This window comes from bacterium, from assembly GCA_030247525.1.
GTDB lineage: Bacteria > Electryoneota > JAOADG01 > JAOADG01 > JAOADG01 > JAOTSC01.
The window spans coordinates 25,485-39,966 of record JAOTSC010000009.1 but is presented as its reverse complement, the minus strand read 5'-3'; the positions used below and the strand labels follow the sequence as shown (position 1 = coordinate 39,966).

At 49.2% G+C, this 14,482-nt stretch carries 11 protein-coding genes; 1 reads left to right on the top strand and 10 read right to left on the bottom strand.

What is annotated here, in order from left to right; all coding sequences use genetic code 11:
- From OEM52_01920 to OEM52_01900, 5 genes are all read right to left on the bottom strand, one after another.
- On the bottom strand, nt 1-424 hold a 424-nt coding region (locus tag OEM52_01920), incomplete at its 3' end, for a UvrD-helicase domain-containing protein (protein MDK9698895.1).
- The gene (locus OEM52_01915) at nt 417-3,347 is read right to left on the bottom strand and encodes a PD-(D/E)XK nuclease family protein (protein MDK9698894.1); all 2,931 of its coding nucleotides are present in this window, start codon (nt 3,345-3,347) and stop codon (nt 417-419) included. The genes OEM52_01915 and OEM52_01920, both read right to left, overlap by 8 nt.
- Complete coding sequence (locus tag OEM52_01910; protein ID MDK9698893.1) at nt 3,344-3,790, bottom strand: helix-turn-helix domain-containing protein; 447 nt, start codon at nt 3,788-3,790, stop codon at nt 3,344-3,346. Before OEM52_01910 ends, OEM52_01915 begins: the two co-directional genes overlap by 4 nt.
- A 12-nt stretch (nt 3,791-3,802) precedes the next feature.
- Entirely contained in the window at nt 3,803-4,684 is an 882-nt protein-coding gene (locus tag OEM52_01905) for a DUF4392 domain-containing protein (protein MDK9698892.1), read from the bottom strand.
- A gap of 150 nt (nt 4,685-4,834) precedes the next feature.
- Nucleotides 4,835-6,046, bottom strand: a complete 1,212-nt coding sequence (locus OEM52_01900; GenBank protein MDK9698891.1) for an HD domain-containing protein — start codon at nt 6,044-6,046, stop codon at nt 4,835-4,837.
- Between the two features lie 151 nt (nt 6,047-6,197).
- Here OEM52_01900 and OEM52_01895 point away from each other — a divergent pair, with 151 nt between their 5' ends.
- Nucleotides 6,198-9,305: a S8 family serine peptidase gene (locus OEM52_01895; protein MDK9698890.1), complete on the top strand. Its 3,108-nt coding sequence runs from the start codon at nt 6,198-6,200 to the stop codon at nt 9,303-9,305.
- 69 nt (nt 9,306-9,374) lie between these two features.
- Here the strand turns inward: OEM52_01895 and OEM52_01890 are convergent, their stop codons facing one another.
- From OEM52_01890 to cmk, 5 genes are read right to left on the bottom strand one after another with little or no spacing between them, the layout of a single operon-like run.
- On the bottom strand, nt 9,375-10,799 hold the full coding sequence (locus OEM52_01890; protein ID MDK9698889.1) for a tetratricopeptide repeat protein: 1,425 nt from the start codon (nt 10,797-10,799) through the stop codon (nt 9,375-9,377).
- Between the two features lie 11 nt (nt 10,800-10,810).
- A complete protein-coding gene (locus OEM52_01885; GenBank protein MDK9698888.1) occupies nt 10,811-11,950 on the bottom strand; it encodes a sugar phosphate nucleotidyltransferase in 1,140 nt (379 codons plus the stop codon).
- A 21-nt stretch (nt 11,951-11,971) separates the two neighbouring features.
- Nucleotides 11,972-13,042: a phosphotransferase gene (locus OEM52_01880; GenBank protein MDK9698887.1), complete on the bottom strand. Its 1,071-nt coding sequence runs from the start codon at nt 13,040-13,042 to the stop codon at nt 11,972-11,974.
- Nucleotides 13,035-13,694, bottom strand: coding sequence for a 1-acyl-sn-glycerol-3-phosphate acyltransferase (locus OEM52_01875; GenBank protein MDK9698886.1), 660 nt, complete (start codon nt 13,692-13,694; stop codon nt 13,035-13,037). The genes OEM52_01880 and OEM52_01875 overlap by 8 nt, the downstream gene beginning before the upstream one ends.
- A complete protein-coding gene (cmk, locus tag OEM52_01870; protein ID MDK9698885.1) occupies nt 13,679-14,389 on the bottom strand; it encodes a (d)CMP kinase in 711 nt (236 codons plus the stop codon). Before cmk ends, OEM52_01875 begins: the two co-directional genes overlap by 16 nt.
- Nucleotides 14,390-14,482 lie beyond the last annotated feature (93 nt).

Genomic DNA, 14,482 nt, shown 5'->3' with positions numbered 1-14,482 from the left:
TTCGTTGCCAGCTCCGGATCGCTTGCCGAATGCGCTTATCGGCGGTCACCCCATCGAGAATTTCGGGATCCGGCTCGATGCCGGCGGTTAGCGGCGCATTGCGTACGACCCGGCGGGCAAGCGAGTGAATTGTCCCAACGAACATTTGTTGCAAGCCGTGGAACTGTTCGGGAAGACCATTCGCCGACATCTTAGCGTCGTTGCGCAAGCGTTGCATCACCCGTTTCTTCAAATCGCCGGCTGCTTTTTCGGTGAAAGTAATCGCAATGATTTTTGCTGGATCGAATCCCGCGGCAATTAAATTCGCTATGCGGGTAACGAGAATCTCGGTCTTACCGGCACCGGCACCCGCCGAGAGCCAGTGGGAGCGCGGCGGCGTTGCCGTTACCAGTGATCGTACTTTCAGGTCGGGAGGATTATTCATTTTCGCCATCCTCCGCTGTCGCAACGGCTTCATATTGTCGGCGATATTGTAATCCCGCGATTACATTACGCTGCACATTCGTTATGTTACTCTCTGTAAGAATCTGTACCCGCTCGCCGCAGATGCTTTCAAAATCGCAATGCGAACAAACCGATTCCGAATGAAACGGCAACGGTTCCGGGGTGGGGAAGAAACAACCGGATTTTGTGTTTTCCCGAATCGTTGCGACCAATGCGAGGGCTTGTGTTTTCGCGGTTGTCAGCTCATCACCTGATAACTTCCAATTCGTATGCGCTTTGGGATGCAAATACATCCAGATGACATCGGCAACTTGTCCCCACCCTCCCAACTCGGCGGCAATCGCGTAGAGCGGACCCTGTAGTACATGGGTAATGGTATGAGTTTCTTTTTTCTCGGTATCGACTCGCCCGGTTTTAAAATCGAGTAACCGGATCGTATGATCCGACATGGTTTCCACGACATCGACCCGCCCTTTGAGCGGTGCGCTTTCCCCGTTACTCAATGGGATATTCTCAGGCTGCTCTTTGGTGCCGATCCACTTTTCCATCTCAGTATGAACCACTTCGCCCGGTAATTCTTTGCGTAGTTTTTGCCAGATCAGTAGCCTCGATTTCGCTCCACGCGCAAGTAAGGCGTATTCGATTGGATCGCTCATCGCCGCTCTGCCACCCACTTCGCGGATCGCGCTCGCAATCGTCTCTTCCCAATTCGCGGCTTCGGCAAGCGCGAGCGAATTTTGCCACTTTTCCAACACTTTGTGTACAACTTTTCCGAGTAAGCGGGCAGTCGGATCGTCGCGGTCGGCAACATCGATGGTAAGTAAGTGTGAAAACAATCCCCGGAGCGGGCACTCGAAGAAATTCCCCAGAATATGGCTGTCGCGAATCCGGTTCAATTGAGTTTCGGAAATGGCAACGCCTTGTAAATCGCCCCACTCCTGTACCTTGAGCTGGGTGGTGCTAAACGCCGGGTTGTCGTTGGGAGTGACGCCGGTCGGCAACCTCAGCCGCCGCGACACTTCGGCGTCGCTGGGCGAAAGCGAGAACCGCTTGGCTAATTGCAGCCGGTTCGTTAACGGCGCGAGCAGTTTCCCGGCAGCATCCTGTGGATGACAAGAACGCCGGTAGTCGTCGAACAATGGCGATTCGGAGGTTTCGGTACCAGTTGAAATCGTATACTTGGGCGTAGTGACGACGCAATGTTCCCCTTGTCCGATTGCCATCGCAAACAACCATTGCATTTCGCTTTCCCGGTCGGCAGCAGTACCGAAGTACGGCAAAATCGCTTCTTGATTCCATGCTGAGCGAATCGCTTCCGGTAACACCGCACTGTCGCCACCCGGCATCGTCGCGCCGCCGCCGGGAAGATGAACTACCCGGAACAACGCCCCGCGCAAAGCATGAATTCTGCCGGCCCAAACCCCCGCCCGGTTTTTTCCGGGCGATTGTTGTTCGGAAAGCAGCTTTCGCAGTAACAGCGAATGCCACTCTTTGCTCTCCATCCGAGGCTCTTCGGCAAACCATAACGCCGCCTCGGTAATTATTTTGCGCAGTGTATCGTACGGCTCGGTGTCCGATGATGGTATTTCCTGCTGCCATAATTGGAGTAGATTACGCCAATGCTCACACAGCTTTTCGCCGGATGGCGACTGTAAAACAGCGAGGATTGCATTACAGCGGGCAGTGCTGTTTGGCGAGAGCCGCTTAGCGACTGCCTGAAATCGAATCGGCAACGGGATATTCGTGTCGGTATTGTATTCGCTTTGAATCGCTTTCCATACTTGCGAAGGCAGTTCCTGAATTCCGATTGCCCGCAATGCGAATTCGACAAACGCGAGTTCGTCCGGTTCGTCGATCCATCGCAACAGCGCAAGTACCCGGTTGCCAACTTCGGTACGATGAAGCGGAGCCCCATCGATAAATTGTAACGGTACATCGTGAAGCGCCGCCGCTTCCCGTAGCAAGGCATCATACGGCTCCAGTGAGGGGAGTAATATCGCTTGCTCCGAATAGGGAATACCCGCAATGGAATATTCAACCGCTTTCCGCAAAAGCGCATCAATCTCACCAGCTTCGTCAGGCGCATTAATTGCTTCGGCTTTGTTCTCGCAATACTCTCCCGAAAGACGCTGATCGGCACGTGATGCGTCTGCAAGCCCCGCCTCGGAAAGTCCCAATGTCTTTTGCAGGAAGGGAATGATACGGCGCGTATACCCGGCGTATGCAAGCTGGGCGGTAGGAAGCAGAAAACAAATCGCAGTCGTATTGCCATCGCGGCGGCGAATTGCCCGAGTTAATGCTAAGAAAAAATCGCATTGTGAAGTGGCAAAATCGTAAAATCCGACAAAGATTAGTTTGCTTGGCAGCACACTCGCGGCACTGTCGGTGAAAGTCAGATTCTGAATGACATTCGCGGCATTCCGGTATTGTACCGCCCGGTGTCCGACGTGCGCTTTTTGGGCAAACAACTTTACTTCCAACAACGCATTCGCAAAGGGTATCAACTCCGCCGATAACAACTTTGGCGGCGTTTCGACATCCGCTTCGATCATCTCTTCCGCGGCGGCGATCAAGGTGCGGACACCGCTGGTAAATTGGCGCAACGGAGCAAAGGGGTGCTGCTCCGGCAAACTATGCAGATACTTCCGGAATCGTAATTGGAGAATTTCTTTCGATGGATGGGGCGGATCGGGCGAAATCCGTTCGACAAAGCTGTGGAGGGTAACAACTTCCACTCCGGCGAATCCGTTTGGAAAATTTTCGTGTAAAAAACGCAGCAAGCGTTCGCGGGCGGCATGGTCGGGAACCAAGATCGACGTGCGTTCAAAGGGGGTACGTCGGTGTGAAAGTTCCGCAGCGACTTCCCGATACAGGTCTTCTACCGCTACCGGTCGCCAACTCATTCGCCGTTCCGTCCCCGCCGCCGTCGCAAATCGAGCAGTACATCGAGAAAGAATTGTTTGGATGGTTGGAAGGTCTGTTGTTGAAATCGTACCGATTTCAACAACTCAATTTCATCCGGTGTGATTTGATACAATACCAAATCGTTTGCCGATTCGAGCAGTTCCTGCAGCGCCGGGTAAATTCCGAAACCGGCATCGGGCAAGCGTTGCGAAGCATCGAGCGAAGCGTTGCCTTCCAGTAAATCGCTCGCTTGCATTTTTAGCGCGCGGGCGATTTGTAACAGCTTATCGACCGTCGGCGAGCTGACACCGCGCTCTAAACCAGAGAGGTGTACGCGGCTTATCCCGGATAAGTCGGACAACTCCTGTTGCGATAAACCGGCGCGCTCGCGAAGTTTACGGATGCGCTCCCCGATTTTCGCTCGTTGTTCTGCATCACTCATTTCGCCATCTCCTTACGCCTGACTTTCGATGGGAATTGGTAATCCCGCTAAAAGCCGTTCGATTCGTTCGCGCACCAAAAATTGCTCTTCTAAAGTAAATCCGTCTACTGTGGCAATCGCTTGCTTTGTCACCCCGTCGATTGCCCCTTCCCGCACCAGCGATTCCAATATCTCCGTTTCCACCGCCCGGGTTGGCAACAGATTTGTTCCCGTATCGAACGACATTCCGGCAAGGATTCCCCAAATTCCCCAATTCGAAATTCCACACACCAACAACGAATCGGTCGCGACCCGGCAGCCAATTAACGCACCACGCGGAATATGGTTCACCACCAATTCTGCTACTTTTCCCATTCCGATTTCATTACCACCGTCGCCGATACCGGTCGTAGGAATGCCGCGGGAACAAGCCGTTTCAAACAAATCTGCTAACGAGTCGTTGCCATACTGCAGCGCGACTCCATGCATCGAGTAACTGGCAGCATCGCTGGCTGGCCCGATTCGTTCGATGGCGATTAAATGATCGAGTGTCGATAAATCGACGGCATCGGCAACAGCCACTGTACAAGGCAGTTGTAATGCGTCGACGCAGCGTCGCAATAGTGGTGCAGTATAGCGGTCGGAAATGACCACCGTCGTTTTCTTGAGTTGGTGTAACCCAACCGACAATAAGAGCGCACCTAATGGCCCATCAGTCTCGCTCGCAATCGAGTCGGTTAGATAAAATCCTGTGGCAATCCCTACCCGGTTTGCCGTAAGCAACTGTTCGCAACAGCGTTGCAAATCGCCCGGGCAACTGAGTTTGCCAATACCGCGGCTGCCGATATCGGTAATGAGAGCGGGTTCGATAGCGGAAAACAAGTTGTCGGGGTTGGACGCGTTTTGTAACGGCATTTTCGTAAGTGTCCTGTGCCTATCGGTGGTTTGCCGGTATCATTGAAGTAATGTCGTAAATATTATACGCTAAATCAAGTGAATGAATAGAATAATAAACGAATACTCGGAAGTGGGTATATTATAATAGTTCTACGAAACAGTTGAGCGTCAATTATCCAGACTATCGGAAACATCCAAAACCATTTCCAATCGTACCACATTTTCATAAGCAAGATCAATCACTTTCGGAGTGATCGGTGCACCGACTGAGTTCCATTTCAAGAGAATAATTGGGCGGGTTTGATCGATTTGATTTGTTTCGTAGACGACCCCTCGGTACCCGACAAACCGTTTCGAGCTTGTCTCACGAATCACTACTATTGAACCGATGGGATAAAGTAGGATTATGCGGGTAAGTGCTTTCACTACATAACTGTTCCATAATCTACCTGCTTCCGATTTCATTTTGCTAAGGGCTTGCTCTGGAGTAAAGAAGGATTGTTTTGAGTGCCCATTCATAAGATTGTCGTACTCATCAGCGACGGCAAGAATTTCGGCATGGCGAATCATCATTTTTTCTTTTCGATCCAGAGCATTGGCAGAAATCGGAGGGATGTTTTTGCTCTTTAAACCTTGTGGAAAGCCAGAGCCATCGACCCGTTCATGGTGTTGCAGGATGGTTGCATGCTCGATGTATGCCTGCGGTGAACTTTTTTTCAGCAACAACATCGAGTAAGTGGGGTGTTCCCGGTACATCATCCGCTCGTCTCGCGTCATTTGAGCATCGGATTTTTCAAGTAGTACAGGAAAGATCGCTTTTCCAATATCATGGAGAAGAGCTGAGATCCCGATGGCATACATGTCACGCACCGAATAACCAAATTCCTGTGCCAGCAGTAATGCAAGCAAAGCGACATCGGTCGCATGCTGATAAACATAGTCGATGTTTGATTTGACAGGTATGTAATTGAATACCCGACTATTTTGATCGATAATGTCACGTATTAAGTCGGATACTTGTTGTTTCAGAGCGGTGATATCAACACTCCGCTTTAACTCCGCAATGTTTACCCCAGTATCAGACGCACTCTTCGCTTTCGAAGTTGCCTCCTGCAGCGCTTTTTGCGCCTCAATGAATGCGTTACGGACAGCGGATATCGTACCCAAACGGGAAGCTTCCGAGATGACGTCTTGAGGAATCGCTTCGATGCTATCGCCATCCATCAAATAGATGTGCCGGTAGCCGGCACGGCGAATTGCATCCAATGCGCCATCATCCAACCGAAATCCAGAAGCAAGCAAAAGTTCACCTGTTCCTGAAAAAAGTGATTTTCCGAGAATGTCACCCGATTTTACTTTGTCGATATTGACGATATGCATGTTTAGGAATCCAGTAATCGAAGATTATTACTAACACGCTGAAATACAATATACAAAAAAGGTTTTCGATTACTCTGAATCGATGAAAAATCGAATCCGTGTAATGCAAAGGGAATTCGATGGTTGGTTTGCATTTAAATAAAGATTATTGATGATAAATATGTTAAGCTTGGATTTCGATTTGCAAAATGTGGATAAGAAAACGCTACCTTATGGTTACCCTGCCAGTAACTCGGAGATACTCCGATTAACAATGTTTCGTGAGGTTGCAATGAAGTTGTCGCTACTACTTCGCTTGGTTTTCGTATTCTTTGCTTCTGTTGCGTTTGCGATTCCACAATATACACCCAATCGGGTATGGCTCCGCATAACACCTGCGTTCTCGGAGAATACTCCTCAATTGGAAGATGGAACAATCTTAGCCCCGGTCGGAAACCCGAAAATTGATGAAATCCTTACCAGATACAATGTTACAGCTCTGCTACCGCTGATTCCCCATGACCCAATTTCGAAACGTAACCGTTACTTCTATGAATATAATCTCTACCGCGATTACAAGATTGTAATCGATCCGAAACAAACGAAACTGAGCCGGGAGGAGGATTTATGGGCGTTGGCTGCCGAACTCAAGCTTTCCAATGCAGTCGATGATGCTTCGCCAATCCCGTTTCGGACAGTTTCCTATCAACCCAACGATTGGGCGCTAAATGGACAAAACTCTTGGGGGATCGATTCCTGTCACGGAAAACAGGCATGGGATTTACAACGGGGCGATAGCACAATTTTAGCAGTGACCATCGATACCGGGGTTAACTTTCTCCACCCGGACTTAGTCCAAAACATCCAAATTAACTCCGCGGAAGATATCGATCACGACGATCAGTTTACGACCGCCGACAACAACGGTATTGATGAAGACAACAATGGCTATATCGACGATGTTATCGGGTACGATTTTGTCAGTTATACATTAACCGATGAAACGCCAGCCGTTGGAGAAGAGTATGGACCGCGGGACAATTCCCCCGGCGACGTCCACGGGCATGGCACCCACGTTATCGGCAGCATTGCGGCTCGCACTGACAATAGCCTCGGAGTCTCCGCTGCAAGCTTTAATGTAAAAACAATCTGTCTACGGGCTGGCTTTGCTTGGTTATCTGGAACGACATTGCGAGGTTCCGGTACCGATGAAGACTTTGTTCCGGCGATCCATTATGCGGTGAATCGGGGCGCTCGCATAATCAGCATTAGCTTTGGCGGTAGTGGAACTTTTCAACCATATCAGGATGAGATTAACTACGCTCGGGCGAACAATTGCCTTATGTTTGCTGCTGCTGGAAACAATAATTCTCAGACAATGTCGTATCCCGCGGCTTACACTAATATGCTTGCCGTTGCCGCATTGGGTACCGGGAATGTTCGCGCTTCATTTTCGAATTACGGAACATGGGTTGACATTTCAGCGCCAGGTGTCTCCATTTGGTCGACGATGGCGAACAACACCTATCATGCCAACGACTATTTAGCGTGGAGCGGCACCTCAATGGCAAGCCCAACTGCCGCGTCAGTAGCAGCGTTAGTATTGTCTCGGCGGCCGGGAATGACCGATGACGAATTAGAAAGCTATCTTCTGACAACCGCGCACAACATTGATGCGGAAAACCCAACCTATGTCGGTCGATTGGGGGTTGGGATAATCGATGCTTATGCAGCAGTATTAGCCGTACCAACTTCGGAAATCGCTTTGCAAACTGGGAATGGGGGAGAGTCCTGGCCAATCGGCAGTTCTCAGAGTATCCAATGGTCGACCTATTCTCCGATTACTGCATTCCGCATCGAACTGAATCGTAACTACCCCTCAGCAAATTGGGAGAATCTTTATACTGGCACATTAGCTTCGAACAGCTACAACTGGATGGTAACTGGCCCTACAACAACGACCGCGCGCTTCCGAATTTTGAACATTGAGGATTTGACCCAAGGGGATACCTCGAATGCCAATTTTACGATTTACAGCCCAGCGATTCTGTCAGTCGTTCCTAATCCAATCGTTCAAACCATAGTTACTGGCGATACTTTGCGAACGGTAGTCACCTTGACGAACACCGGTGGGAGTGCGTTGACGGCAACGCTACCCGACACCGGAACAACGGTTGCTTATCGACGTTCTACCGATGTTGGTGGCCCCACGTTTAATTGGATTGATGCAACCAGCGGTTCTATTGGCATTAGCGGCGACGATCAACTTGGGGGACCGTATACACTCCCCTTTAATTTCCCGTTTTACGGTGGGCAGTTCAATCAAGTATGGATGTGTACGAACGGCTGGTTATCGTTAACGGCAACAAACGATTCCAGTTACTCGAATAGCCCATTACCATCGAATGCTCATAATGCATTTCTCGCGGTATTCTGGGATGATTTGCTCGTTCAGAGTCCAGGAGTAATGTATGTATTCATGGATGAAGCGAATGGAAGAGCGGTTTTTTCTTGGGACGGTATTCGACGATACGCGAGCGGAACATCACTTAATTTTCAAGCGATTCTCTATGCGGATGGCAGAGTACTCTACCAGTATGGAACGATGAGTGGTACGTTAAACAGCGCGACGATTGGCATGCAAAACGAGACTCGCACCCGCCATTTAACTGTGCTTCACAATACCACTGTTCCGGCGAATCATGCAATTCTCTTCCAACAAACGATTCCGTTTAACATCCCATCCCAAACGACTTTTTCGATTCCGGCTGGCGGCAGCACGAACCTTTCGATTTTTTGGGATGCACGCAATCGCGCCGTTGGGGCCCAATTTGTCGGTTCGCTTGATTTTACGGGTAATGCGTTGAATATGCCGCTCAGCGTACCGCTGACGATGAATGTAATACAACCGATTATTCCCGCGGTACCCGAGCAGTTGGCAATCACCGTTGTCGATGGTGTTACCCGACGGCTGGATTGGCAAGCGGTGCGAACCGACAACTTTGGTGAGCTATTAATACAGCCACCAACCTATCGGGTGGAAGAATCGAGCACTCCCGAAGTAACAGATTCGTGGACAGCGTTAACCACTCAATCGGATACAACAACAACTATAACCGTGATGGAAGTACCCTATCGCTATTACCGCGTGATTGCGGTGTTAGGCGACGCTACCGATTACGTTGGCAATGGAACGATTCAGCAAGCATTTCGCCGTACTGCGATTTATCGATTTGCTCCAGCTGAACCAATCCATTTGGTTACTGAACCCAAGAAATAATTCCAACATTCGATATCAAAAAAGGAGTGATTCGTCGCTCCTTTTTTTGTTATTTTGCATTGGAAAGAATCAATCCCGCCAATGGGAAGGGTAAGACAGCAAATCATCACCAATTCCGATATCCAGTAGCTCGCTGCGCAACCTACCGAGTTCTTTCCCGTACGCGTTTCGCGCTCCGATTTGGAACTTCTCGAACAGAGTGGCCGCAGTTTGATAGTGGTGCAACGCTAAAGAATTGTCTTCGTGCAATGCTGCCATCCGGCTTTGAGCAGTTTCGAGGTAGATCCTGTCATGTTCCAAATCGAATTGTGTAGCGAGTTGGATTGCTTCTTTAGTAAACATCTCTGCGTCTTCAGTGCGACCATAAATCGCAAATACCCGAGCTGCCCGGCAAAGCGTAGTGCATAACTCAAAATTCGCGTTTATCTCGCGAAGAATATTTATTGCTTGTTCGTAATTTTGGATTCCTTCATCCGGCTCTCCGCGCTCAACCGCTAACAACCCTAAACCATCGAGCAGGATAGCTTCCGAGAATCGATTATGCACTGCGCGGTTGATTTCCAACGCTTGATGATAGCTGTGGTAGGCTTCTTCACTACGGTCCAGGGCAGCTAACAAATCGGCATAATTGTTTATTGCAACCGCCTCTGAGCGCCGGTTTCCGATTCTAAATTGAATGGCCGCCGCTTGCGAAAATGCTTCGAGCGCTTCCTCGGCATTGCCTTGCATCATCAGTGCGATGCCCAGATTGCAAAGCAGTGTTCCCTCCATCCGGGTGTATTCCAACTCACGGCTCAAAACAATGGCATTCCGCAATATTTCTGATGCCTCCTGCCAATTTCCGGTTGTTATCTCGAGTAACCCTTGTGTATCGCGCAGAATGAGAATCGTATTGCGATCGTTTAATAACTCTGCGATAGACAATGCTTCAGAAATTTCGGATCGGGCTTCGGCGAGTCTTCCCCATTCGATGTGCGCTTTCGCTGCACTGGACAACAAGCGAGCAATTTGAGATTGATTTCCCAATTCACGGTGCAAGGCAATCGCTTTTTCGATATACACCGACGCTGCAGTGTGGTTTCCTTGCTCGTACAACATCCCGGCTAAACTGCCAAGAATTGAAGCTTCGCTTGCCGAGTCGTTGAGTTGCTGGGCAATTTCCAGTGATTTATTATAGCACTCGAAAGAGTCATCGACTCTGCCATTGGTACGATGAAGAATTGCTAAATTCGCATAAGCCGAACAGGCTTTATAAAGTAGCTTGTTATCGATAAAATAAGTCAGCGATTCTTCCAGCATTAGAAACGCTTCCTCGATTTGTTCACGTTCAAAAAGAAGTGCGCCTAACTGACTCTGAATCTCGGCACGCAATTCCAATAATTTATTGAACTCCGCTTCTTGCAAAGCCTTGCGCCAAAGAGCTATCGACTCATCAAGTTTACCTTCCTGATGAAGCTGAGTCGCATCATTGATGATTTTGTTCAAAGAGTCCATTGATACACCACTTACGAATTCATTTTCGTTTGTAAAAAGTGTGATAATTGTTCCAGTTTTTCCGGGGAACCCATATCAAACCAGTTTCCGGCAAGAGTGATAGCTCGAACTGTCGCACCGTTTGCGATCCATTCTAAATAGCTCTCGATAATCGACGCATGTTTTAGCGTATGAATTTGCTCCAGTAGCGTTGTCGAAACTAAATGCACACCACAGAATCCAAATTGCGAAAGTTCGCCATGTGGAGTAGCTACAATCCGGCGAATGCCTTTCGTCTCTAATCCACATACCCGCTGCTCTTCGTCGACTAACAAATAGCTGCTACTTTGCCGTTTCTGAACAACCAGCGATGCGAGATCTTCTTTGCGATGAAGCGTATAGAGTACTTCCCAGTCAAAGTCGCTCCAGATATCGGCATTGTGAATAAGTACCGGAGTTGGGCTGTGAAGCCAACGCGCCGCCTGGCGGATGCCACCGCCGGTTCCCAGAATCTCTGGTTCAAAAGAATAGTGCAATATGGTTGAGTTTAGTTGTGAACGTTTTTCCTCAATCCATGATTCAATTTGATCGGCGTGATGATGGCTATTGATCGTGATTTCCCGGCAATTCACACGTTCCAGCGATTCGAGCGTCCAATCCAACATCGATTTACCGTGTGCGGTTACCAAAGCTTTCGGAATGGTGTTGGTAATCGGCTGCAATCGGGTACCCAGTCCCGCCGCTAAAACCATCGCCCGACGGGTTGCAAATCGAGATTCTACCCGTTCCATTTGCCAATGAACGACCCTCACTTTATAACCGGCAGTACGTAACCGATTCGCGATGTGCTCGGCGCAGTACACCGAACGATGCCGTCCGCCGGTGCAACCAAATGCCGCCGATAAATCGGTAAACGCACGCATCTTATAGGTAGTAGCGATATTTATGATTAACTCATAGGTATGATCGAGAAAACCCGCGACGTCGGATTCGTTGTCAAGCAGCGAACACACAGCAAAGTCGCGTCCGGTTTGGTTACGAAGTTCGTCGACGCGACCGGGATTGTAGAGTCCTCGACAATCGAAAACAAATCCGCCGCCATTACCAGTTGGATCAAGGGGTTGATTACCTGTACTAAAACCAAAACTGTAGATGCGTATCAACAAATCCATCGAATTCTCAAATCGTTTCCGTTATGACAAAAGGTTTATCCAAGATTCCTGCTCGGCGATACGCGTAAGCAGACGTTGTAAGTTGGTGAATTTTCGTAATCGGGTATCGGTTTCCAGTACCGTCAAAGCGTTTTGAATGCCAAACGGAATCGAATCGGCATAGCCCGGTTTCCGTTGTTTTATTCCATTATTGCCGTAACTGCCGAGCGCTTGCAGAATACGCAATAGGGCGTATGGCGCAAATGCTTCTCGCAGAATTTTTGGTTTCACCCCGGTTTGATCGGAAAAGACTTCGCAATGCAGTTCGCGCAACTCTTGCCGGAAGTCTTCGGGGAGATTTGCTCGGGCGTCATACAACAACGATGCAATATCGTAGACTGGCGACCCTTCCCGTCCCGACTGATAATCGAGAAAGCGAAGACCGAGTGGAGTGACCATAATGTTACGCGATTGAAAATCGCGATATAAAAAATATCCCTTCGGAAAGTCGGATAGTAGAGCGTAGTGTTGCGTGAACTCTTCCGATAACGCCTTCCGGTCGAATTTATCGGGATGTAACGTCGCAACGAACATATTCAGAAAATACTGATGATCGCGTTGCCATGCGGCACCATCGAAGACATCACCCTGATAACAAAATTGCCGAAGCGGCGCGAGATGTACTTTCGTTTGGAATTGTACTAACTGCTGAACCGCCTCCCGGTAGAACGATCCGATAGCATCGCTGGGAAACTGTCGGTGGTTTTCACCACGTAAGGAGTTTAATCGCAGGAAGAGTGTCTCATCGCCCAAGTCTTCCAGCAAATACGCAAAACCAGAATCTTCACTACTTAACAGTTGAGGTACCGGTAGCTTCGCCGACATGAATTCTTTGGTAAAGGCAAGAAATGCGCGGTTCTCTTCCGGATGTGGTCCATATACTCCAATAACGCTGGTATTCTTTGCAGAAGTCAGCCGGAAAATGGAACGAGCACTCGCGTCACCTTTTAACCTGTTAATTGATGTGCAATCGCTGCCATAGTGCTGCGTAAAGAGCCGCGTGAGGATTTCGCATTGCTCCGGCTCGGGAAGGAATTGAGGTGGTTCACTCATTCGCTGCACGTTCCGGATTACCATTTCCTAACTTACGGATTTCGTTAAATACAGCGTTGGCGATGGCTACATGGCGCTCAGTGCCTTCCCCTTCCACATTGAGAAATTGTTCGGGTGGAATTGGTTTTCCAACATACAAACAGAGTTTTTCTTTCCGGTACATTTTTTTATCGAGCCGCCAACTCCCCTCAATCCGGATGGGTAATACCATTGCTGGAGCCATCTGCAGTAACATCCCGACGCCGCCTTTAATGGGAAGAAATGTACCATCCAATGAACGGGTTCCTTCGGGAAAAATGATAACGGCATTCCCGTTTTTCACCAGCGTTGTCGTTTTACGAACGATATCCAGATCGAATCCTGTTCGATTCACCGGTATCGAATTGCAATACACGATGATTTTTCCCAACAGTCCTTTGAACAGTGATTTCTTTGCAGCAAAATAAATTTCCCGAGGTACGGTCGAACCGACAATTGGTGGATCAAAATTCGATTGATGATTGGAGACTAACCACAGCCCTCCGGTTCGGGGAACATTTTCCAGACCAACAACTTTCATGCCGAACAGCGCTTTAAGTCCGCAACGGGCGATCAACTGAATGAACCAATAGCCGAACCGACGGCTTGTACGAGCGGTTAAACTGCCTGCCATACGATTCCGACTCCATTCTCATTCGCCCATTGAACGATTGTTCCGACAACTTGTTCAATCGTAAGATTGGAGGTGTCGAGTGATTTTGCATCGCGTGCTTTGCGTAATGGGGAGGTGACACGCTCGCTGTCGAATTTATCGCGCCGGCGGATTTCTTCGAGTACTTCCTCCAATGTCCGTTCAACTCCCATCGATTGTAAATCAAGTTGACGGCGTTTCGCCCGAACGACGTCGGATGCGATTAAAAATACTTTAAGAATCGCATCAGGAAACACCACCGTTCCGATATCGCGACCTTCTAAAACCGCGCCTAATGCACCGGCTGCTCGCTGCAAATCGACCATCCGCTCTCGTACGGCAGGATGCGCCGATACCGCACTTACGTTTGCAGATACTTCGGGGGACCGAATCGCATCGGAAACATCGATACCGTCGAGAATCGTCTTTCCATCGGCTGTGAAAGTGATCATACTGTTGTCGGCAAGCTCAGCAAGCATTAGCCCATCTTCTAATAAAACATCCTTGCGCATCGCCTTGTATGTCAATGCACGGTACATCGCGCCGGTGTCGATATGAGGAAGTTGCAGAGCCGAAGCGACTAGTTTTGCAACTGCGCTTTTTCCAGCTCCTGCCGGACCATCGATCGCGATAACCGGCAATTGTTCTAATGTGAATCGAAGGGATCCGAGGGGCAAGGTTCGCTCCATCAAAAAGTTTCCTATAACATACATTATTCCACCGAGAATGCAAGCTCGGAAGATTGTTTCAAAAAAAACCGGGTGACGTGA